Below are 19,073 nucleotides of genomic sequence, written 5' to 3'. Positions count from 1 at the left end.
AGCCAAAGCGCAGGAGCCTAGCCCCGGTGCGGGGTGTGCCGCCAGGCATTTTCCGGCGGGACGCGTGCCGGGATCCGGGAACGAAACGCGGGGTGCGACAGTCTTCAAGAGGGGCGCACCAGGCGTAAGAGGCGTAAGAGGTCGTACGGCGACGTACGACGTGAAACAGGAGTCCGGCGAACAGATGAGTGACGAGCCGCAGCCGCAGCGGAACGAGCAGGGCTGGGCACCCCGGGAACCGGAACCGGGCCCCCGCCCGGCCGGCGACCCGGCGGCGGGACCGGGCGGGCCGGCGCGGGGGCCGGCCGGGTCCGCGGCGGGACCGGGCGGGACCGGGGCGGAGGGGGAGGAGAACGGCCAGGAGGGCGACGCGGGCACAGCGGGCTCAGCGGCCACAGCCGCCACAGCGGGTAAGGCCGGCCAGGCGAAGGAGAAGCGGAAGCGGACCGGGTGGCGCCGGCTCGTGCCGACCTGGCGGATGCTGCTCGGCACCCTGGTGTGCCTGATCCTCGTCCTCGTCGGCCTCTTCGCGCTCGGCTACTACCTGGTCAAGATCCCGCCGGCGAACGCCGCCGCGACCAAGCAGAGCAACGTCTATCTGTACGCCGACGGCAGCCAGCTCGCCCGCGACGGCGACGTCAACCGCGAGAACGTGTCACTGGCGCAGATCTCCAAGGACGCCCAGCACGCCACGCTCGCCGCCGAGGACCGCGACTTCTACACCGAGTCCGCCATCGACCCCAAGGCGATGGTCCGCGCGGGCTGGAACACGGCGACCGGCAAGGGCAAGCAGTCCGGCTCGACGATCACCCAGCAGTACGTGAAGAACTACTACCTGGGCCAGGAACAGACCGTCACCCGCAAGATCAAGGAGTTCTTCATCTCGATCAAGCTCGACCGGGAGAAGAGCAAGGACGACATCCTGGAGGGCTACCTCAACACCAGCTACTACGGGCGCAACGCCTACGGCATCCAGGCCGCCGCGCAGGCCTACTACGGTGTCGACGCCGACGACCTGACGGTCGGCCAGGGCGCCTACCTCGCCGCCCTGCTCAACGCGCCCAGCGAGTACGACGTGATCGCGCACCCCGAGAACAAGGCGGCGGCCCTCGCCCGCTGGAACTACGTCCTCGACGGCATGGTCAAGAAGAAGTGGCTGACCCAGCCCGCGCGCGCCCGGGTCACCTTCCAGCCGCCCAAGCAGGCCAAGGGCCCCTCGGGCATGTCCGGCCAGCGCGGCTACCTGGTGCAGGCCGTCAACGACTATCTGACCTCGAACAAGATCCTGGACGAGGACACCCTCACCACCGGCGGCTACCGCATCACCACCACCCTCCAGAAGCCCAAGCAGGACGCCTTCGTGAAGGCCGTCGACGATCAGGTGACGGACCGGCTCGACAAGAAGAACCGCAAGGTCGACACGTACGTCCGGGCCGGCGGTGTCGCCATCGACCCCTCCAGCGGCAAGGTCCGCGCGATGTACGGCGGCATCGACTACACCAGGCAGTACGTGAACAACGCGACCCGCCGGGACTACCAGGTCGGCTCCACCTTCAAGCCGTTCGTCTTCACCTCGGCCGTGCAGAACTTCTCCACGACCCAGGACGGCCGCATGATCACCCCGAACACCGTCTACGACGGCACCGACGAGCGCCCGGTGCAGGGCTGGAGCGGCGGGAGCTACGCCCCGGAGAACGAGGACGGCGTCTCGTACGGCGACATCACCGTGCGCACCGCCACCGACAAGTCGGTCAACTCGGTGTACGCGCAGATGGCCGTGGACGTCGGCCCCGCCAAGGTGGAGAAGACCGCGGTGGCGCTCGGCCTGCCCGCGAACACCCCCGACCTGACCGCCTCCCCCTCGATCGCCCTCGGCCCGGCCACCGCCAGCGTCCTCGACATGGCGGAGGCGTACGCCACGCTCGCCAACCACGGCCGGCACGGCACGTACTCCCTCGTCGAGAAGATCACCAAGGACGGCGAGGACGCCGTGGAGCTGCCGGAGCGGCGGACCACCCAGGCGGTGAGCCGGGAGGCCGCCGACACCACCACGTCCATGCTGCGGAGCGTGGTCGACGGCGGCACCGGGCAGGCCGCGCAGGCCGCCGGCCGGCCCGCCGCCGGCAAGACCGGCACGGCCGAGGAGGACACCGCCGCCTGGTTCGCGGGCTACACCCCCGACCTCGCCACCGTCGTCGCCGTGATGGGCCAGGACCCCGAGACCGGCGCCCACAAGTCCCTGTACGGGGCGCTCGGCCAGGCCCGTATCAACGGCGGCGGCTATCCCGCCCAGATCTGGGCCCAGTTCACCAAGGACGCCCTCGACGGCACCGACGCGTCCGACTTCGACCTCCAGGTCCAGCCGGGCGCCGAGGACCAGGAGGACGTCCCGTCCTTCGAGCCCAGCGAACCGGACGCCACCGGCGGCCAGGGCGACGACGGCGGCACCGACGGCGGCCGGCGGACCCCCGGCCAGGACCAGGGCGGGACCCAGGGCCCGAGCCGGTCCCCCGGGCAGACCAACGGCCAGAGCCAGGGCCAGACCGCCGGCCAGAACCAGGGGCAGAGCAACGGCGGCGCCGACACCGGGGGCGGCACCACGGGCGGCGACGCCGGGGGGACCACCACCGGGGGCGGTACCACCGGTTCCACCACGGACGGCGGGACCGGCGGCGACGGCGGGGACACGGACGGCGGAACGGGCACCATCGCGGGCGAGGGCCCGCTGAGCCCGTTCGCCTCGGGGAAACCCTGAGGCGTCGAGCGGGCGCGGCGGGGCGCCGGACCAGGGCCGGCGGGTGAGGGCGGCCGGATCAGAGGGGGCGGGTCAGATCCCCAGGTCCTTGATGATCTTCGCGACGTGACCGGTCGCCTTCACGTTGTACAGGGCCCGCTCGACCTTGCCCTCCTCGTCCACCACCACCGTGGAACGGATGACCCCGACGACCGTCTTGCCGTACAGCTTCTTCTCGCCGAAGGCGCCGTACGCCTCCAGGACCGACTTGTCGGGGTCCCCGACCAGCGTGACCTTCAGGGACTCCTTCTCCCGGAACTTGGCGAGCTTCTCCGGCTTGTCCGGGGAGACGCCGATGACGTCGTAACCGGCGCTCGCCAGCACGTCGAGGTTGTCCGTGAAGTCGCAGGCCTGCTTGGTGCAGCCCGGGGTGAGGGCGGCCGGGTAGAAGTAGACGATGACCTTGCGGCCCTTGTGGTCCGCCAGCGAGACCTCGTTGCCGTCGGCGTCGGGCAGGGTGAAGGCGGGGGCGGTGTCGCCGGGCTGGAGTCGCTCGCTCATCGGTACCTCACGTGGCCAGGTGGGTGGAATGGATACGGAACGAGCGTAATGGGGGTGCCGAGGGGTGCGGCGCAGCAGGAGCTGACAGACTGTCCGGACCAGGCAGTCACTCATACGACCACGGAGGCAGCGCGGTGTCGGATACGTCGGACACGTCGGATACCAGGACTCCGGCGCAGATCGAGGCGGACATCAAGAACCGCCGCGCAACGCTCGCCGACACGCTCGACGAGATCGGCGTGCGGGTCCATCCGAAGACGATCGTCGGAGACGCCAAGGCGAAGGTCGCCTCCAACATCGACCACACGCTGGGGCGCGCCTACGTCGGCGTGAACCGGGTCGTCGGCGATGTGAAGGGGCGGTTCGTCACCGAGGAGGGCGCGCCCCGGCTGGAGCGCATCGTGCCAGCGGCCCTGCTGGCGGTGGGTGTCGTCGGGCTGCTCGTGCTGGGCACGCGGCGGCGCAAGGGCTGACCCGGCGGCCTTGGGAAGTCTCGGGGACAGGTAGGTTCTGGGCGTGAGCGCCAATCGGGAACAGCACAACACGCATGACGACAAGTTGCCCATCCGGATGCTGCACGACCGTGTGCTCGTGCGGCAGGACGTCACCGAGGGCGAGCGGCGGTCCGGCGGGGGCATCCTGATCCCCGCGACGGCCGCGGTCGGCCGCCGCCTCGCCTGGGCCGATGTCGTCGCGGTGGGCCAGAACGTCCGTACGGTCGAGCCGGGCGACCGGGTCCTGTACGACCCCGAGGACCGCGCCGAGGTCGAGGTGCGCGGGATCGCCTACGTGCTGATGCGCGAACGGGACCTGCACGCGGTGGCCGCGGACCGCTTCGAGGGCTCCGAGGACTCGACGGGCCTGTATTTGTAGGCAGGACCGCCCACCAAGGGGCCGGTGACCATGGTCACCGGCCCCTTCGGCGTTCAACGCCCTCTGCCGCCCTTCCGGGCGTGACGATCGGATGAACTGCTCGTTGATCCGTTCGGGGAACGAACGGGCGGACCGGAACGAGGGAGACATGGGCGCCAGATACACCCGTGAGCTGCTGGAGGAAGCGGCTCGCGAGACACGACACATCGACGACGCGGTGCGCTGGTGCGGCGGGAGCCCGACACCGGGGGACCTACTCCCGGCCGGCCCCGGCTCCCGGAGTCGGCGGACGCACGGCACGCGCGGACCAGTAAAGTGACGGCGTTGGGCCCGTACCCCAGCAGGCTAGAGGGCGCCGGTTTAGGTCCGGTGTGTCGTGGGTTCGAGTCCCACCGGGCCCACAGTCGTGAGGGGCGCGCCGTCTTCGTGAGGGCGCGCCCCTCCGCGTACCGCCAGTCGTCCCGCCGGTCAGCCGAGGAGTTCGCGGATCACCGGGACCAGGGCGCGGAAGGCCTTGCCTCGGTGGCTGATCGCGTTCTTTTCCGCCGGGGTGAGTTCCGCGCAGGTGCGGGTGTCGCCTTCGGGCTGGAGGATCGGGTCGTAGCCGAAGCCGTGGGTGCCGGCCGGGGTGTGGCGGAGGGTGCCGGGGAGTTGGCCCTCGACGACGCGTTCCGTGCCGTCCGGCAGGGCGAGGGCGGCCGCGCAGGCGAAGTGGGCGCCGCGGTGCGGGGCGTCGATGTCGGAGAGCTGGGCGAGGAGCAGGTCCAGGTTGGCCTGGTCGTCGCCGTGCCGTCCGGCCCAGCGGGCGGAGAAGATGCCGGGGGCGCCGTTCAGTACGTCGACGCACAGGCCCGAGTCGTCGGCGACGGCGGGCAGCCCGGTGGCCTGGGCGAGGGCGTGGGCCTTCAGCAGGGCGTTCTCCGCGAAGGTGACGCCGGTTTCCTTGACGTCGGGGATGTCGGGGTAGGCGTCCGCGCCGACGAGGTCATGGGTGAGGCCTGCGTCGGCGAGGATCGCCTTGAGTTCGGTGAGCTTGCCGGCGTTGCGGGTGGCGAGGATCAGGCGGGTCATGGTCGCCAGTATCTCCGAGGGGGCGACCGGCGCCGGAGGGGTGTCCCGGTGGCAAGGGCGTGTTCACCGACCCCGGGCAGGGCGACGCGCGCAGGCGCGGCCGGGTGTCCCGGTCTTCCGTGTGTTGCCGGTGGCCTTGTTCGGGGGACGGCCCCGTCAGCGGGGGTCCCGGGCGGCTAGGGCGTGCACACCTTTGTCAGTTCGCCCGCCGCGGCCGTGACGGGGCTGATGTCGGGGGTGCTGTCGCCGTTCCTGACGGCGGTGCGGACGTTGGCGACGGCCTTGTTGAGCTGGTCGACGGCCTTGTTGACGTCGGCGTCGTCGGTCTTGTCGCCGAGGTTGTCGAGGTTGGTCTCGATCGAGTCGAGGGAGGCGTCGGTCTGCGACGGATCGTTCGCCGCGTTCTCGACCGCCTGCTGGAGTTCGGTGACGCTGTCGGCTATCGAGTCGGCGGTCTGCACACAGTCGAGCGCCTTGTTGACGGCGTCGCAGCCGACGGCCGCCGGCAGGGCGGCGAGCGCGGCGGCGACGGCGAGTGAGGCGGTGCGGCGACGAGTGCGGTGGCGCGCGGCCATGGAACGGTCCCTCCCCGTGGGCATGATGGCGTGCGGCCGCGTCGGCGGCCGGTGCGTCCCGCGGTGGGGTCGTCCCGATCCCGCCCGAGGTGGCCGGCGGGCGCACGGCAGGACCGTACGCCCGTACCCCTTAGAACGCTCGGGATTAACGCTCGGTTGCCTCGGCGGCCGATTCGAGCACGGCGCGCTGGACGGCGGCGAGTTCGTCGCAGCCCGCGACGGCGAGGTCGAGCAGGGCGTTCAGTTCCTTGCGGTCGAAAGGCTCGGCCTCGGCGGTGCCCTGGACCTCGACGAAGCGGCCGTCGCCGGTGCACACGACGTTCATGTCGGTGTCGGCCTTCACGTCCTCCTCGTAGCAGAGGTCGAGCAGGGGGACGCCGCCGACGATGCCGACGGAGACGGCGGAGACGGTGCCGGTGAGCGGCTTGCGGCCGGCCTTGATCAGCTTCTTGCCCTGGGCCCAGGTGACGGCGTCGGCCAGGGCGACGTACGCGCCGGTGATGGCGGCGGTGCGGGTGCCGCCGTCGGCCTGGAGGACGTCGCAGTCGAGGACGATGGTGTTCTCGCCGAGCGCCTTGTAGTCGATGACGGCGCGCAGGGAGCGGCCGATGAGGCGGCTGATCTCGTGGGTGCGTCCGCCGATCTTGCCGCGGACGGACTCGCGGTCGCCGCGGGTGTTGGTGGCGCGGGGCAGCATGGAGTATTCGGCGGTGACCCAGCCCTCGCCGCTGCCCTTGCGCCAGCGGGGGACGCCTTCGGTGACGGAGGCCGTGCAGAAGACCTTGGTGTCGCCGAAGGAGACGAGGACGGAGCCCTCGGCGTGCTTGCTCCAGCCACGCTGGATGGTGATGGGGCGAAGCTGTTCGGGGGTGCGGCCGTCGATGCGAGACATGCGGCTGAGCCTATCGGCCCATGGGTGAGGGGCTGTCCGCCGGTGACGGAACAGCCCCTCAAGGGTGAGCCGGGTGCGTCGAGGCGACGTGCCGCTCGCGGTCCGCTCGCACGGGGGCGGGGGGCGGAAGCGGCGGCGCGGGCCTCAGCGGGTCCCGGTTCTCACATCATGTCCTCGATCTCGCCCGCGATGGGGTCGGCGTCGGTGCCGATGACGACCTGGATGGCGGTGCCCATCTTGACGACGCCGTGGGCGCCCGCGGCCTTGAGGGCGGCTTCGTCGACCAGCGAGGGGTCGTTGACCTCGGTGCGCAGGCGGGTGATGCAGCCTTCGACTTCTTCGATGTTGTCGATGCCGCCGAGCCCGGCGACGATCTTCTCAGCCTTCGTGGCCATGTCCTACTCCCTGATCAGAACCGCTTTGTCGCAGTAACCCACAGTTGGCCCAACTTCGCGAGCGGTCATGTCGTAGGTGCCGAATGATGGCGATCACGACAGAGCGACCCGTCGTCAACTGGTCTACACCAGTTGACGGGCAGTCGCCAAACCGGCCCGGCCCGAAGGACGCCCATGAGTGCCGTCAGTGCCGTCTCACCTGCGCGTAACCGATGGAACAAGACCTTCCAGGGTCTGCAGAAAATGGGGCGGAGCCTCCAGCTCCCGATCGCCGTGCTGCCGGCCGCCGGCATCCTCAACCGGCTCGGCCAGCCCGATGTGTTCGGCGCGGACGGGCTCGGCTGGGACAACGTCTCGAAGGTGATGGGCGCGGCGGGCGGCGCGCTGCTCGACGGCCAGCTCGGTCTGCCGATGCTGTTCTGCGTGGGCGTGGCCATCGGCATGGCGAAGAAGGCGGACGGCTCCACGGCGCTCGCGGCGGTGGTGGGCTTCCTCGTCTACTACAACGTGCTGCGCGCCTTCCCGGAGGACTGCCCGTCGGGGAGTACGGCGGTCAAGCTGGGCTGCCAGCTGGAGGACAACTCGGTCGTCGAGTTCACGTACCAGAACCCGGGGGTGTTCGGCGGCATCGTGATCGGCCTGCTGTCGGCGTACTTCTGGCAGCGGTTCCACCGTACGAAGCTGGTGGACTGGCTCGGCTTCTTCAACGGGCGCCGGCTGGTGCCGATCATCATGGCGTTCGTGGCGATCTTGTTCGCCTCGCTGTGCGTGTGGGTGTGGCCGCCGATCGGTGACGCGCTGGAGAACTTCAGCGACTGGCTGGTCGGGCTGGGCGCGTGGGGCGCGGGTGTGTTCGGCGTGGCGAACCGGGCGTTGCTGGTGATCGGGCTGCACCAGTTCCTGAACGTGCCCATCTGGTTCCAGTTCGGCAGCTTCACCAAGCCGGACGGGCAGGTCGTGCACGGTGACATCAACATGTTCTTGGCGGGCGACCCGAACGCGGGGCAGTTCACCTCGGGCTTCTTCCCGATCATGATGTTCGCGCTGCCGGCGGCGGCGCTGGCGATCACGCACTGCGCGAAGCCGCACCGGCGCAAGGAGGTGGGCGGTCTGATGCTGTCGGTGGCGCTGACGTCGTTCGTCACAGGCATCACGGAGCCGCTGGAGTACTCGTTCCTGTTCATCGCGCCGCTGCTGTACGCGGTGCACGCGGTGCTGACCGGTGTGTCGATGGCGGTGACGTGGGGGCTCGGGGTGCACGACGGCTTCAGCTTCTCCGCGGGTCTGATCGACTACGTCATCAACTGGAACCTGGCGACGAAGCCGTGGGCGATCGTGCCGATCGGGCTGTGCTTCGCGGCGGTGTACTACACGATCTTCCGGTTCGCGATCACGAAGTTCGATCTGAAGACGCCGGGGCGGGAGCCGGAGGAGGAAGTCGAGGACACGACGAAGGCGTAGGCCCCCGGGCAACGTCCGCGGCCTCCCCCGGGCCGCTCACCAGCACCGCTCTCCCCCAAGGCCCCCGGACCACCTGGTCCGGGGGCCTTCGGCATGACCGGAATCCCTTATTCCCGTTATGGCCGAGACCACAAAAACACCGGGTTCCTTATCCAGCCTTCACCGTGCTACAACAGGTCTACACCACTGAGTGGTGTAGACCACGCGGCCGCTGCCCACCCCTTTGCGCAACCCTTCCCCGTCCCCCCCGGCAGCGCCAGCACATGGAGGAACTATGAGCACCGCCACAGCATCGGCGGCACCCGCGAAGAAGCGGGGATCCGGCCTGTTCCAGGGCCTGCAGAAGGTCGGCCGCAGCCTGCAGCTGCCGATCGCCGTGCTGCCGGCGGCGGGCATCCTGCTCCGGCTCGGCCAGGACGACGTCTTCGGCAAGGACGGCCTCGGCTGGAACAAGGTCGCGGCCGTCTTCATGACCGCCGGCGACGCGGTGTTCAGCAACCTGCCGCTGCTGTTCTGCGTCGGCATCGCCATCGGCTTCGCCAAGAAGGCCGACGGCTCCACCGCGCTCGCGGCGCTGGTCGGCTTCCTGGTCTACAAGAACGTGCTGACGGCGTTCCCCATCACCGACGCCAAGATCACCAAGGGCGCGGACATCGCCGCGACGTACAACGACCCCAAGGTGCTCGGCGGCATCATCATGGGCCTCATAGCCGCCGTCACCTGGCAGCGGTTCCACCGCACCAAGCTGCCCGACTGGCTCGGCTTCTTCAACGGCCGCCGTCTCGTCCCGATCCTGATGGCCTTCATCGGCACCGCCGTCGGCGTCTTCTTCGGTCTCGTCTGGGAGCCCGTCGGCGACGTCATCACCAACTTCGGTGAGTGGATGACCGGTCTCGGCGCCGTCGGCGCGGGCATCTTCGGCGCCATCAACCGCGCGTTGCTCCCGGTCGGCATGCACCAGTTCGTCAACACCGTCGCCTGGCAGGAGATCGGGTCCTACAAGGACGCCGCCGGAACCGTGTGGCACGGCGACCTGCCGCGCTTCTTCCACGGCGACCCGACGGCCGGTCAGTTCATGACGGGCTTCTTCCCCATCATGATGTTCGCGCTGCCGGCCGCCGCCCTGGCCATCACGCACTGCGCCCGTCCCGAGCGCCGCAAGGCCGTCGGCGGCATGATGATGTCGCTCGCCCTCACCTCGTTCGTCACCGGTATCACCGAGCCGATCGAGTTCGCGTTCATGTTCATCGCGCCGGTCCTGTACGTGATCCACGCGGTGCTGACCGCCCTGTCGCTGGCCGTCACCTGGGCCCTGGGCGTGCACCACGGCTTCAGCTTCTCCGCCGGCGCCATCGACTACTTCCTGAACTGGAACCTGGCCACCAAGCCCTGGATGATCATTCCGATCGGCCTGGTCTTCGCGGTGATCTACTACGTGGTCTTCCGGTTCGCGATCATCAAGTTCAACCTCGCCACCCCGGGCCGCGAGCCCGAGGAGGAGGTCGAGGACCTCACCAAGGCGTGAGCCGTCCCGTCCCACGCGCGAAGGCCCCCGGAACCGTCTGGTTCCGGGGGCCTTCCGCGTCACGCGGCCCTCACACCTCGTACGTCACCCGGGGTACCGCCAGTTCCAGGGGGCCCGGGTAGGCCGTGCGGGCGTCGGTGAGGTTGGTCTGGGGGTCGGTCCAGGGGGGGATGTGGGTGAGGATCAGGCGGCGGGCGGCGGCTCGGGTGGCGGACTCGCCGGCCTGGCGGCCGTTCAGGTGGAGGTCGGGGATCTCCTCCTTGCCGTGCGTGAACGCCGCCTCGCACAGGAACAGGTCCGTATCGCGGGCGAGTTCGTCCAGCGCCGCGGTCGGTCCGGTGTCCCCGGAGTACGTCAGCGACCGCCCGCCGTGCTCCAGCCGGATCCCGTACGCCTCCACGGGGTGCCGCACCCGCTCCGTGTGCACGGTGAACGGCCCGAGTTCGAACGTGCTCGGCTTGACCGTGTGGAAGTCGAAGACCTCGCTCATCGAGGACGCGGACGGCGTGTCGGCGTAGGCCGTGGTCAGGCGGTGCTCGGTGCCCTCGGGTCCGTAGACGGGGATCGGGTCGCAGCGGCCGCCGTCGTGACGGTAGTAGCGCGCCACGAAGTACGCGCACATGTCGATGCAGTGGTCGGCGTGCAGATGGCTGAGGAAGATCGCGTCGAGGTCGTAGAGACCGCAGTGGCGCTGCAGCTCGCCCAGGGCACCGTTGCCCATGTCGAGGAGCAGCCGGAAGCCGTCGGCCTCTACGAGGTAGCTCGAACAGGCCGAATCCACGGACGGGAACGACCCCGAGCAGCCGACGACGGTGAGCTTCATAAGAGCTGGAACCTCCGCGCTGGCAGGACGTGCAGAGAGTGGTTGCGAGGTGCGGGTACCCGGGTGCGGATACGGGAACGGGAGTCGTGCGGTCCGTCGAGCGTAAGGCGCGTCAGGGCCGGTCGCTCCTCCGCCAGGGGCTGTTGTGGGGGAACTCACCTGTGGTGTCACCGGTTCGGATGGACCTTGGGGCAACCGGGGTCCGCACCGGGCGGGCGCGCGCGGATGCGCGCCGGTACCTTCTTCGGTATGGACACGTCCTGGTGGCTCGCGTCGGCGGCGGTGGTACTGCTCGCGCTGATCGCGGCAGTGGTGGACGGCTGGGGGCGGCGCGGGCGCCGGCCGGCCGGCCGCAAGGCGGAGCGCGGGCGTCCGCCGGGGCGGCCCACGGGTCCGCGCCGGGGAGCGAAACTCCGTGGCGGGCCGCTGCCCCGGCCGGCGGAGATCTGGTGGGCGAACGTCCCCTACGAGGACGGGCCCGGCGCCAAGGACCGGCCGTGTCTGGTGCTGACGGTGCGCGGGAAGCGGGTGACCGTCGCGAAGATCACCAGCAAGCACCACGACGAGCGGCCCGGCGTGATCGCGCTGCCGCCGGGCGCCGTCGGCGACGCGCGGGGGCGGCGGAGCTACCTGGAGACGGACGAGCTGCGCGAGGTGCCGGTGGGTGACTTCCGGCGCCGGGTCGGCGTGGTCGATCCGGCCCTGTGGGACCGGGTCCGCGACCTGGCGGACTGACCACAAGGACGGCCGGCCGCCCCGCCCGGCCCCAGGGCTTCCGGTCACCGGGACCACACGCCGCCCGCCGCCGGGAGCGCGGGAACGCCCCCGGCGGCCGGGGTTCCTCTCGGCCATCCCGGCATCCGGGACGCGCTACGCCCAGAGCTGGCCCTGCAGTGTCTCGATCGCCTCTTCCGTCGTCGCCGCCGTGTAGACGCCCGTCGACAGGTACTTCCAGCCGCCGTCGGCGACCACGAAGACGATGTCGGCGGACTCGCCGGCCTTGACGGCCTTGGTGCCGACGCCGATCGCGGCGTGCAGCGCGGCACCCGTGGAGACGCCCGCGAAGATGCCCTCCTGCTGGAGGAGTTCCCGGGTGCGGGTGACCGCGTCGGCCGAGCCGACGGAGAAGCGGGTGGTGAGGACCGAGGCGTCGTACAGCTCCGGGACGAAGCCCTCGTCCAGGTTGCGCAGGCCGTAGACCAGGTCGTCGTAGCGCGGCTCGGCGGCGACGATCCTGACGTCCGGCTTGTTCTCGCGCAGGAAGCGGCCGACGCCCATGAGGGTGCCGGTGGTGCCGAGGCCCGCGACGAAGTGGGTGACGGAGGGGAGGTCCGCGAGGATCTCCGGGCCGGTGGTGGCGTAGTGGGCGCCGGCGTTGTCCGGGTTGCCGTACTGGTAGAGCATCATCCAGTCCGGGTGCTGCTCCGCCAGTTCCTTGGCGACCCGTACGGCGGTGTTGGAACCGCCCGCGGCGGGGCTCGGGATGATCTCGGCGCCCCACATGCCGAGCAGGTCACGGCGTTCCCGGGAGGTGTTCTCGGGCATCACGCAGACCATGCGGTAGCCCTTGAGCCTGGCCGCCATCGCGAGCGAGATGCCGGTGTTGCCGCTGGTCGGCTCCAGGATCGTGCAGCCCGGGGTCAGCCGGCCGTCCTTCTCCGCCTGTTCGATCATGTGCAGGGCGGGCCGGTCCTTGACCGAACCCGTCGGGTTGCGGTCCTCCAGCTTCGCCCAGATCCGGACGTCCTCGGACGGCGACAGCCGCGGCAGGCGCACCAGAGGGGTGTTGCCCACCGCGGCGAGCGGGGAGTCGTAGCGCATCGGGGACCAGCGGCCGATCAGGCCATGCCGCCGGCGACGGCCGGCAGGATGGTGACGCTGTCGCCGTCGGTGAGCTTGGTGCTGATGCCGTCGAGGAAGCGGACGTCCTCGTCGTTCAGGTAGACGTTGACGAAGCGGCGCAGTTCGTCGCCGTCCACGATCCGGGCGCGGATGCCCGCGTGCCGGGTGTCGAGGTCGGCGAAGAGTTCGGCAAGGGTCGCCCCGCCGCCCTCGACGGCCTTCTCGCCGTTCGTGTAGGTGCGGAGGATGGTGGGGATGCGGACCTCGATGGCCATGTCTGCGGGCTCCTGTCGGAAGGAAGTCAGGTCGGAAGACGCGCGGCGGCGCGGGCGGTGCGGGTGGTACCGGGTCGCGGTGCCGCGGCTCTCGGCCGTACGGCGGCGGCGGGTCAGCGCGTACAGATGGCGCTCTGCAGCCTGCACAGGTCGACGTGCAGCCGCGCCACGAGCAGGGCGCCCGGCGTCTTGTCGCTCACGTCGTGGAAAACCATGGGCTCATCGTATCGATTCCCGGTACGGGTCCCGGAGTGTGATCTCACATCACGGACGTTTTCCGACCGGCGTGCGAGATGAGCGGGACCGGCGGCGAGGTCAGTGGGCCTCGACGACCTTGACCTCCTCCTCCGTGACCTCGCCGTCCACGATCCGGTAGGAGCGGAACTGGAAGGGCCCGGCGGCGTCGGAGTCGGCCGTGGAGACCAGCACGTAGTGCGCGCCGGGCTCGTTGGCGTAGGTGATGTCGGTGCGGGAGGGGTAGGCCTCGGTCGCCGTGTGCGAGTGGTAGATGACGACGGGCTCCTCGTCGCGGTCGTCCATCTCGCGGTAGAGCTTGAGCAGGTCGCCGGAGTCGAACTCGTAGAACGTGGGCGAGCGGGCCGCGTTGAGCATCGGGACGAACCGCTCGGGGCGGTCGGTGCCCGCCGGTCCCGCGACGACTCCGCACGCCTCGTCGGGGTGGTCCTGGCGCGCGTGCGCGACGATCTGGTCGAACAGGGCCTGGGTGATGGTCAGCATGCGGGCCAGCATAAGCAGTGGGGCCGCCCCGTACCGAGGAGTGGTACGGGGCGGCCCACATCGTGAACCGAGAACCGGGCCCGCCGGGCCGGGCGCTCGGGCGGGGCGGCCGGACCGGCGGCGGACCGGGGAGGTCAGCCGACCTTTTCCGGCTCCGGCTCCGGCTCGCGGCGCTGGGCGATCTGCGGGTCGCGGGCCTTGAGGACCGCCCAGCCGACAGCGAGGGCGGCGGCCCAGACGGCCATCACGTAGAGGCAGACCCGGGAGTCGGCGTCGTAGGCGATGAGACCGGTGACGAAGAGCAGGAACGCGACCGCGACATAGCTGCACCGGGCGCCGCCGGGGGCCGGGAAGGACGAGGCGGGCAGCCGGCCCGCGTCGACCGCGCGGCGGTAGAGGATGTGGCTGATCAGGATCATCAGCCAGGTCCAGATGCCGGCGGCGGTGGCCACCGAGGTGACGTAGCCGAAGGCCTTCTCGGGGACGACGTAGTTCAGGATCACGCCGATGCCCATGAAGAGGACGGAGACCGTGATGCCGAACGCCGGGGTCTTGGTGGACGACAGCCTGTTGAAGATCTTCGGGGCCTCGCCGCTGTCGGCCAGGGTGCGCAGCATGCGGCCCGTGGAGTACATGCCGGAGTTGCAGGAGGACAGGGCGGCGGTGAGGACCACGAAGTTGACGATGCCGGCGCCGGCCGGGATGCCGATCTTGGCGAAGGCCTCGACGAAGGGGCTCACGCCCGGCGCGAACTCCGTCCACTTCACCACGCAGAGGATGACGGTGAGGGCGCCGACGTAGAAGAGGGCGATGCGCCAGGGCAGGGTGTTGATGGCCTTGGGGAGCGTCTTCTCGGGGTTCTCGGACTCGCCCGCGGTGACGCCGACCAGCTCGACGGCGAGGTAGGCGAACATCACGCCCTGGAGGGTCATCAGGGAGGAGCCGATGCCCTTGGGGAAGAAGCCGTCGAACTGCCAGAGGTTGGCGACCGAGGCGGTGTCGCCGGCGGAGCTGAAGCCGAAGGTGAGGACACCGAGGCCGATGACGATCATGCCGATCAGCGCGGTGACCTTGACCATCGAGAACCAGAACTCGATCTCGCCGAACAGCTTCACGGAGATCAGGTTGGCCACGAAGAGGACGACCAGGAAGACCAGGGCCGTCACCCACTGCGGGATGTCCGGGAACCAGTAGTGGACGTAGATCGCGGCGGCCGTCAGCTCGGCCATGCCGGTCACCACCCACATCAGCCAGTACGTCCAGCCGGTGAAGTAGCCGAAGAACGGGCCGAGGAATTCGCGCGAGTACTCCGCGAAGGAACCCGAGACCGGGCGGTAGAGCAGCAGTTCGCCGAGTGCCCGCATGATGAAGAAGATGATCACGCCGGCGAGGGCGTACATCATGATCAGGCTGGGGCCGGCCTTGGCGATGTTCGCCCCGGCGCCCAGGAAGAGGCCGACGCCGATGGCGCCGCCGATCGCGATCATCTGGACCTGGCGGCTCCCGAGCCCGCGCTCGTACCCCTCTTCGGGGGCGTCGCCGCCCACGGCCTCACTGCCGTCGTAGTGCTTGTCGACCTGCGATGAGGTCATGTCTGGTGCGCCTTTCTCCATGCCGATCCGAGCCAGTCCCTTGGCTTCGGATCGGTTTCCGATCCCCCCGGATAGGTGGAGCTGTGCCTGGCCGGCGGTCCGCCGGCTCGGTGGCGCACCCGGCGGGACGTGGGTGGTGTCCCGTCGGGCGGTCGTGAAGATTTATCACGGCCGCCACATTGACCGGTTGAGGTGCGCGTGGCGCGGACCACAGGAAAAACCGGACAAAAGAATGGACCGTGCCCCATAGGGCACGGTCACGGTGACGCGATCGTTATCCGGAATTGAGCGTCCGTTGAGCGAACACCAGAGGTGTTATGTCCGGACAGGTCGTGGCACAAGGGTCACGGCGCGAGGTTCACGGCGCGAGGTTCACGGCATGAGGGTCTCGACCAGGGTCTCCTGGAGGCCGCCCAGCCAGAGGTACGCCATCACCATCGGCTTGCGCGGGTCCTCGTCCGGGAGGCGGTAGAGGAGGTCGGTGTCCTCCTCGTCGACGACGTCGAGCCGGGAGCCGATCGCGAGCCGCAGGTCGTTGAGGGCGCGCAGCCACTGCTCGGACTGGGCGGGGTCCAGCGTGAGGACCGCTCCCCCGTCGCCGGGGGCGAGGCCGTCCAGCGAGCGGATCACGGCGAGGGCGTTCTCGCGCTTGCCGGCGCGCAGGTCGTTCTCGGTGAAGCGGCGGAACTCGGCGGAGTGGGCGCGCTGCTCCTCGGCCTGTTCGGCGGAGGCGGCCGCGACGCCGGGGCCGCTGTAGGCGTCCGGGAAGAGGCGTTTGAGGACCGGGTCGCTGGGCGGTTCGCTCGGGCCTTCGGCGAACAGCTCGGCGAGCGGGTCGTCGGGGGCGTCCTCCGCCGGGCCGGGTCCGATGAGCTCCAGGAGCTGGACGGCGAGGGAGCGGATGATGGAGATCTCGACCTCGTCGAGGGCGACGGCGGCGCCGCCGCCGGGGAGCGGTTCGAAGTGTCCTGGCATGGAGTGTGTTCGCTGCTTCCGGTCCTGCGGGCGGTCGGTGGACAGGGTCCGGCTACTTCCGGTCCTGCTGAAGGGTGGCCCACAGACCGTAGCCGTGCATGGCCTGCACGTCGCGTTCCATCTCCTCGCGCGAGCCGCTGGAGACGACAGCCCGGCCCTTGTGGTGGACGTCCATCATCAGCTTGGTGGCCTTGTCCTTGGAGTAGCCGAAGTACGTCTGGAAGACATACGTCACATAGCTCATGAGGTTGACCGGGTCGTTGTGGACGATCGTCACCCAGGGGAGGTCCGGCTCGGGTACGGCGAAGACCTCCTCCGCCGACTCGGTCTTCTCGATCTCTAGAGGTGCGGGAGCCGTCACACCGCCCATGCTGCCACCAGAGGGGGGCAGCCGCACAAACGGGCCTCCGGAACAGGGTGCGGCGGCTACCGGGAAACGGGGCGCGAGGCCCGCGCGGAGGCGCCGGCGGGCCAGAAATCGTCAAAGTGACGAGATGGGGGTACGATCCCTGCCATGAACACAGCGGACCTTGGGTTGCCGGAAGAAGAAGGGCGCGAAGCGCTTCCTCGGAAGGGTGGTGACGGGCGACGGGTGGGCGTTCCGTCGACGGCGCTCTTCACCGACCAGTACGAGCTGACCATGCTGCGTGCCGCCCTCGCGGCCGGGACCGCCGAGCGGCGCTCGGTCTTCGAGGTCTTCACGCGGCGACTGCCCGAGGGGCGGCGCTACGGGGTGGTCGCGGGCACCGGACGGGTGCTCGACGCCGTCGAGAACTTCCGGTTCGACGCGGACGTCCTCGCCTTCCTCGGCGAGCGCGGGATCGTGGACGAACCGACCCTGGAGTGGCTCTCCTCCTACCGCTTCGGCGGGGACGTGTGGGGCTACCCCGAGGGCGAGGTGTACTTCCCGGGATCGCCGATCCTGCGGGTCGAGGGCAGCTTCGCGGAGTGCGTGCTGCTGGAGACGGTGATCCTGTCGATCCTCAACCACGACTCCGCGATCGCCGCCGCCGCCTCCCGGATGGCCACCGCGGCGGGCGACCGGCCGCTGATCGAGATGGGCGCCCGGCGCACCCACGAGCTGGCGGCGGTCGCCGCCTCGCGCGCCGCCTACGTCGGCGGCTTCGCCACCACCTCCGACCTGGCCGCCGGTTTCCGCTACGGCATCCCGACCGTGGGCACCTCGGCGCACGCCTTCACCCTGCTGCACGACACCGAGCGGGACGCCTTCCAGGCCCAGGTGGACTCGCTGGGCCGGGGCACCACCCTGCTGGTGGACACCTATGACGTGGCCGAGGCGGTGCGGACGGCCGTCGAGGTCGCCGGGACCGAGCTGGGCGCGGTCCGCATCGACTCCGGCGACCTGCTGCTCGTCGCCCACCGGGTGCGCGAGCAACTGGACGAGCTGGGCGCGCGGGACACGAAGATCGTCGTCACCTCCGACCTGGACGAGTACGCGATCGCGTCGCTGGCGGCGGCGCCCGTGGACGCGTACGGGGTCGGCACCCAGCTCGTGACGGGGTCGGGCCACCCCACCTGCTCGATGGTCTACAAGCTGGTCGCCCGCGCCGAGTCGGACGACCCGGCGGCGCCGCTGGTGCCGGTGGCGAAGAAGTCCTCGGGGGGCAAGACGTCCATCGGCGGACGCAAGTGGGCCGCGCGCCGGCTGGACGAGCACGGGGTCGCCGAGGCCGAGGTCATCGGCACCGGGCCGGTCCCCGCCGAGCTGGCCGACCAGCAGCTCCTCGTGGAACTGATCAAGGGCGGCCAGGTCCTCGCCCGCGAGTCCCTGGACGTCGTACGGGACCGGCACACCGCGGCCCGCGAGCGGCTGCCGCTGTCGGCGGCCCAGCTCTCCCGGGGCGAGCCGGTGCTGCCCACCGAGTACGTCTGAGCGCGGACGGCACGCGGGAGGGGCGGGCGGGGGCCGCGCATGAACGCCGGGTGAGCGGGAATGCAACGGCCAGCGCGCCCGGCCGGGCCCGCCGACACCGCCCCCGCCCCTCGTACGCCCGCGAAGTCCGCCGGACAGCCCCTCCCGCACCGCCCGCGAAGTCTCTAGGCTCGGAAGCTCAACGGCCGGGCCCCGCACACACCAGTTCGCCGACGCCGACCCCACAGAGCCGAAGGACACCGCCCATGCGCCGCGCCTTGATCGTCGTAGACGTGCAGAACGACTTCTGCGAGGGAGGCAGCCTCGCGGTGTCCGGGGGCGCCGACGTGGCCGCCGCCATCACCGAGCTGATCGGGCAGGCCCAGGCCGGCTACCGGCATGTGGTCGCCACCCGGGACGCGCACATCGCGCCCGGCGGCCACTTCGCCGACAACCCCGACTACGTGCACTCCTGGCCCGCGCACTGCGTGGCCGGCACGGAGGGCGTCGGCTTCCACCCGAACTTCGCCCCGGCCGTCGCCTCGGGCGCGATCGACGCGGTCTTCGACAAGGGCGCCTACGCGGCGGCGTACAGCGGTTTCGAGGGCGTCGACGAGAACGGGACCGGGCTCGCCCAGTGGCTGCGCGCCCACGGGATCGGCGAGGTCGACGTGGTCGGCATCGCGACCGACCACTGCGTACGGGCCACCGCCCTGGACGCGGCCCGCGAGGGGTTCCGGACGACCGTGCTGCTCGACCTGACGGCCGGGGTGGCGAAGGAGACGACGGACCGGGCGCTGGAGGAGCTGCGCGAGGCGGGCGTGGATCTCACGGGCAAGCCGGTGGTCTGACCACCGGAGCGGCCCGC

Annotated in this window: 21 protein-coding genes and 1 tRNA gene; 9 read left to right on the top strand and 13 right to left on the bottom strand. The window is 70.5% G+C overall.

Going from position 1 to position 19,073, the window contains the following annotated elements; all coding sequences use genetic code 11:
* Nucleotides 1–184: 184 nt before the first annotated feature.
* Nucleotides 185–2,755: a transglycosylase domain-containing protein gene (locus AB0912_RS02680; RefSeq protein WP_366695974.1), complete on the top strand. Its 2,571-nt coding sequence runs from the start codon at nt 185–187 to the stop codon at nt 2,753–2,755.
* 72 nt (nt 2,756–2,827) lie between these two features.
* Here the strand turns inward: AB0912_RS02680 and bcp are convergent, their stop codons facing one another.
* Complete coding sequence (bcp, locus tag AB0912_RS02675; protein WP_366695972.1) at nt 2,828–3,295, bottom strand: thioredoxin-dependent thiol peroxidase; 468 nt, start codon at nt 3,293–3,295, stop codon at nt 2,828–2,830.
* 134 nt (nt 3,296–3,429) lie between these two features.
* Between bcp and AB0912_RS02670 the strand changes: the two genes are divergently transcribed.
* From AB0912_RS02670 to AB0912_RS02660, 3 genes are all read left to right on the top strand, one after another.
* On the top strand, nt 3,430–3,768 hold the full coding sequence (locus AB0912_RS02670) for a DUF3618 domain-containing protein (protein WP_366695970.1): 339 nt from the start codon (nt 3,430–3,432) through the stop codon (nt 3,766–3,768).
* 43 nt (nt 3,769–3,811) lie between these two features.
* Nucleotides 3,812–4,168, top strand: coding sequence for a co-chaperone GroES (locus AB0912_RS02665; RefSeq protein ID WP_366695968.1), 357 nt, complete (start codon nt 3,812–3,814; stop codon nt 4,166–4,168).
* 326 nt (nt 4,169–4,494) lie between these two features.
* Nucleotides 4,495–4,569 (top strand) — tRNA-Leu (locus AB0912_RS02660).
* Nucleotides 4,570–4,636: 67 nt separating this feature from the next.
* Here AB0912_RS02660 and rdgB read toward each other — a convergent pair.
* From rdgB to AB0912_RS02640, 4 genes are all read right to left on the bottom strand, one after another.
* Nucleotides 4,637–5,239, bottom strand: coding sequence for an RdgB/HAM1 family non-canonical purine NTP pyrophosphatase (gene rdgB, locus AB0912_RS02655; protein ID WP_366695966.1), 603 nt, complete (start codon nt 5,237–5,239; stop codon nt 4,637–4,639).
* Nucleotides 5,240–5,415: 176 nt separating this feature from the next.
* Complete coding sequence (locus AB0912_RS02650) at nt 5,416–5,814, bottom strand: hypothetical protein (RefSeq protein ID WP_366695964.1); 399 nt, start codon at nt 5,812–5,814, stop codon at nt 5,416–5,418.
* Nucleotides 5,815–5,959: 145 nt separating this feature from the next.
* Nucleotides 5,960–6,706 (bottom strand): ribonuclease PH, encoded by a 747-nt coding sequence (rph, locus tag AB0912_RS02645; RefSeq protein ID WP_366695962.1) that lies wholly within the window; start codon nt 6,704–6,706, stop codon nt 5,960–5,962.
* A gap of 161 nt (nt 6,707–6,867) precedes the next feature.
* Nucleotides 6,868–7,101 (bottom strand): PTS glucose/sucrose transporter subunit IIB, encoded by a 234-nt coding sequence (locus AB0912_RS02640; RefSeq protein ID WP_362501359.1) that lies wholly within the window; start codon nt 7,099–7,101, stop codon nt 6,868–6,870.
* Between the two features lie 174 nt (nt 7,102–7,275).
* Between AB0912_RS02640 and AB0912_RS02635 the strand changes: the two genes are divergently transcribed.
* Together AB0912_RS02635 and AB0912_RS02630 are read left to right on the top strand one after the other, a co-directional pair.
* Complete coding sequence (locus tag AB0912_RS02635; RefSeq protein WP_366695960.1) at nt 7,276–8,562, top strand: PTS transporter subunit EIIC; 1,287 nt, start codon at nt 7,276–7,278, stop codon at nt 8,560–8,562.
* A 274-nt stretch (nt 8,563–8,836) separates the two neighbouring features.
* Nucleotides 8,837–10,087, top strand: a complete 1,251-nt coding sequence (locus tag AB0912_RS02630) for a PTS transporter subunit EIIC (protein WP_366695958.1) — start codon at nt 8,837–8,839, stop codon at nt 10,085–10,087.
* 70 nt (nt 10,088–10,157) lie between these two features.
* On the opposite strand, the gene AB0912_RS02625 is transcribed toward AB0912_RS02630, so the two are convergent.
* A complete protein-coding gene (locus AB0912_RS02625; protein WP_366695955.1) occupies nt 10,158–10,910 on the bottom strand; it encodes an MBL fold metallo-hydrolase in 753 nt (250 codons plus the stop codon).
* 249 nt (nt 10,911–11,159) lie between these two features.
* Between AB0912_RS02625 and AB0912_RS02620 the strand changes: the two genes are divergently transcribed.
* Entirely contained in the window at nt 11,160–11,645 is a 486-nt protein-coding gene (locus AB0912_RS02620) for a type II toxin-antitoxin system PemK/MazF family toxin (RefSeq protein WP_366695953.1), read from the top strand.
* A 135-nt stretch (nt 11,646–11,780) separates the two neighbouring features.
* Here AB0912_RS02620 and AB0912_RS02615 read toward each other — a convergent pair whose 3' ends face one another.
* From AB0912_RS02615 to clpS, 7 genes are all read right to left on the bottom strand, one after another.
* Nucleotides 11,781–12,731, bottom strand: coding sequence for a cysteine synthase (locus AB0912_RS02615; RefSeq protein WP_366695951.1), 951 nt, complete (start codon nt 12,729–12,731; stop codon nt 11,781–11,783).
* A gap of 17 nt (nt 12,732–12,748) precedes the next feature.
* Nucleotides 12,749–13,027 carry a MoaD/ThiS family protein gene (locus AB0912_RS02610; protein ID WP_366695949.1) on the bottom strand — a complete coding sequence of 93 codons (279 nt, stop codon included), beginning with the start codon at nt 13,025–13,027 and terminating at the stop codon, nt 12,749–12,751.
* Nucleotides 13,028–13,140: 113 nt separating this feature from the next.
* Nucleotides 13,141–13,242, bottom strand: coding sequence for a putative leader peptide (locus AB0912_RS02605; protein ID WP_323178196.1), 102 nt, complete (start codon nt 13,240–13,242; stop codon nt 13,141–13,143).
* Nucleotides 13,243–13,342: 100 nt separating this feature from the next.
* Nucleotides 13,343–13,765: a M67 family metallopeptidase gene (locus AB0912_RS02600; protein WP_366695947.1), complete on the bottom strand. Its 423-nt coding sequence runs from the start codon at nt 13,763–13,765 to the stop codon at nt 13,343–13,345.
* A 134-nt stretch (nt 13,766–13,899) separates the two neighbouring features.
* Nucleotides 13,900–15,357: an amino acid permease gene (locus tag AB0912_RS02595; RefSeq protein ID WP_366695945.1), complete on the bottom strand. Its 1,458-nt coding sequence runs from the start codon at nt 15,355–15,357 to the stop codon at nt 13,900–13,902.
* Between the two features lie 372 nt (nt 15,358–15,729).
* Complete coding sequence (locus tag AB0912_RS02590; RefSeq protein WP_366695943.1) at nt 15,730–16,332, bottom strand: DUF2017 domain-containing protein; 603 nt, start codon at nt 16,330–16,332, stop codon at nt 15,730–15,732.
* A 52-nt stretch (nt 16,333–16,384) separates the two neighbouring features.
* Complete coding sequence (gene clpS / locus AB0912_RS02585) at nt 16,385–16,702, bottom strand: ATP-dependent Clp protease adapter ClpS (protein ID WP_366695941.1); 318 nt, start codon at nt 16,700–16,702, stop codon at nt 16,385–16,387.
* Between the two features lie 222 nt (nt 16,703–16,924).
* Between clpS and AB0912_RS02580 the strand changes: the two genes are divergently transcribed.
* Nucleotides 16,925–18,226, top strand: a complete 1,302-nt coding sequence (locus AB0912_RS02580; protein WP_366695939.1) for a nicotinate phosphoribosyltransferase — start codon at nt 16,925–16,927, stop codon at nt 18,224–18,226.
* A 245-nt stretch (nt 18,227–18,471) separates the two neighbouring features.
* Nucleotides 18,472–19,056, top strand: a complete 585-nt coding sequence (locus tag AB0912_RS02575; protein WP_366695937.1) for a nicotinamidase — start codon at nt 18,472–18,474, stop codon at nt 19,054–19,056.
* The last annotated feature ends 17 nt before the right edge of the window (nt 19,057–19,073 follow it).

It is taken from the genome of Streptomyces sp. NPDC007084, from assembly GCF_040703595.1.
In the GTDB taxonomy this organism is placed as follows: Bacteria; Actinomycetota; Actinomycetes; order Streptomycetales; family Streptomycetaceae; genus Streptomyces.
This window is presented reverse-complemented; position numbering and strand designations above follow the sequence as displayed.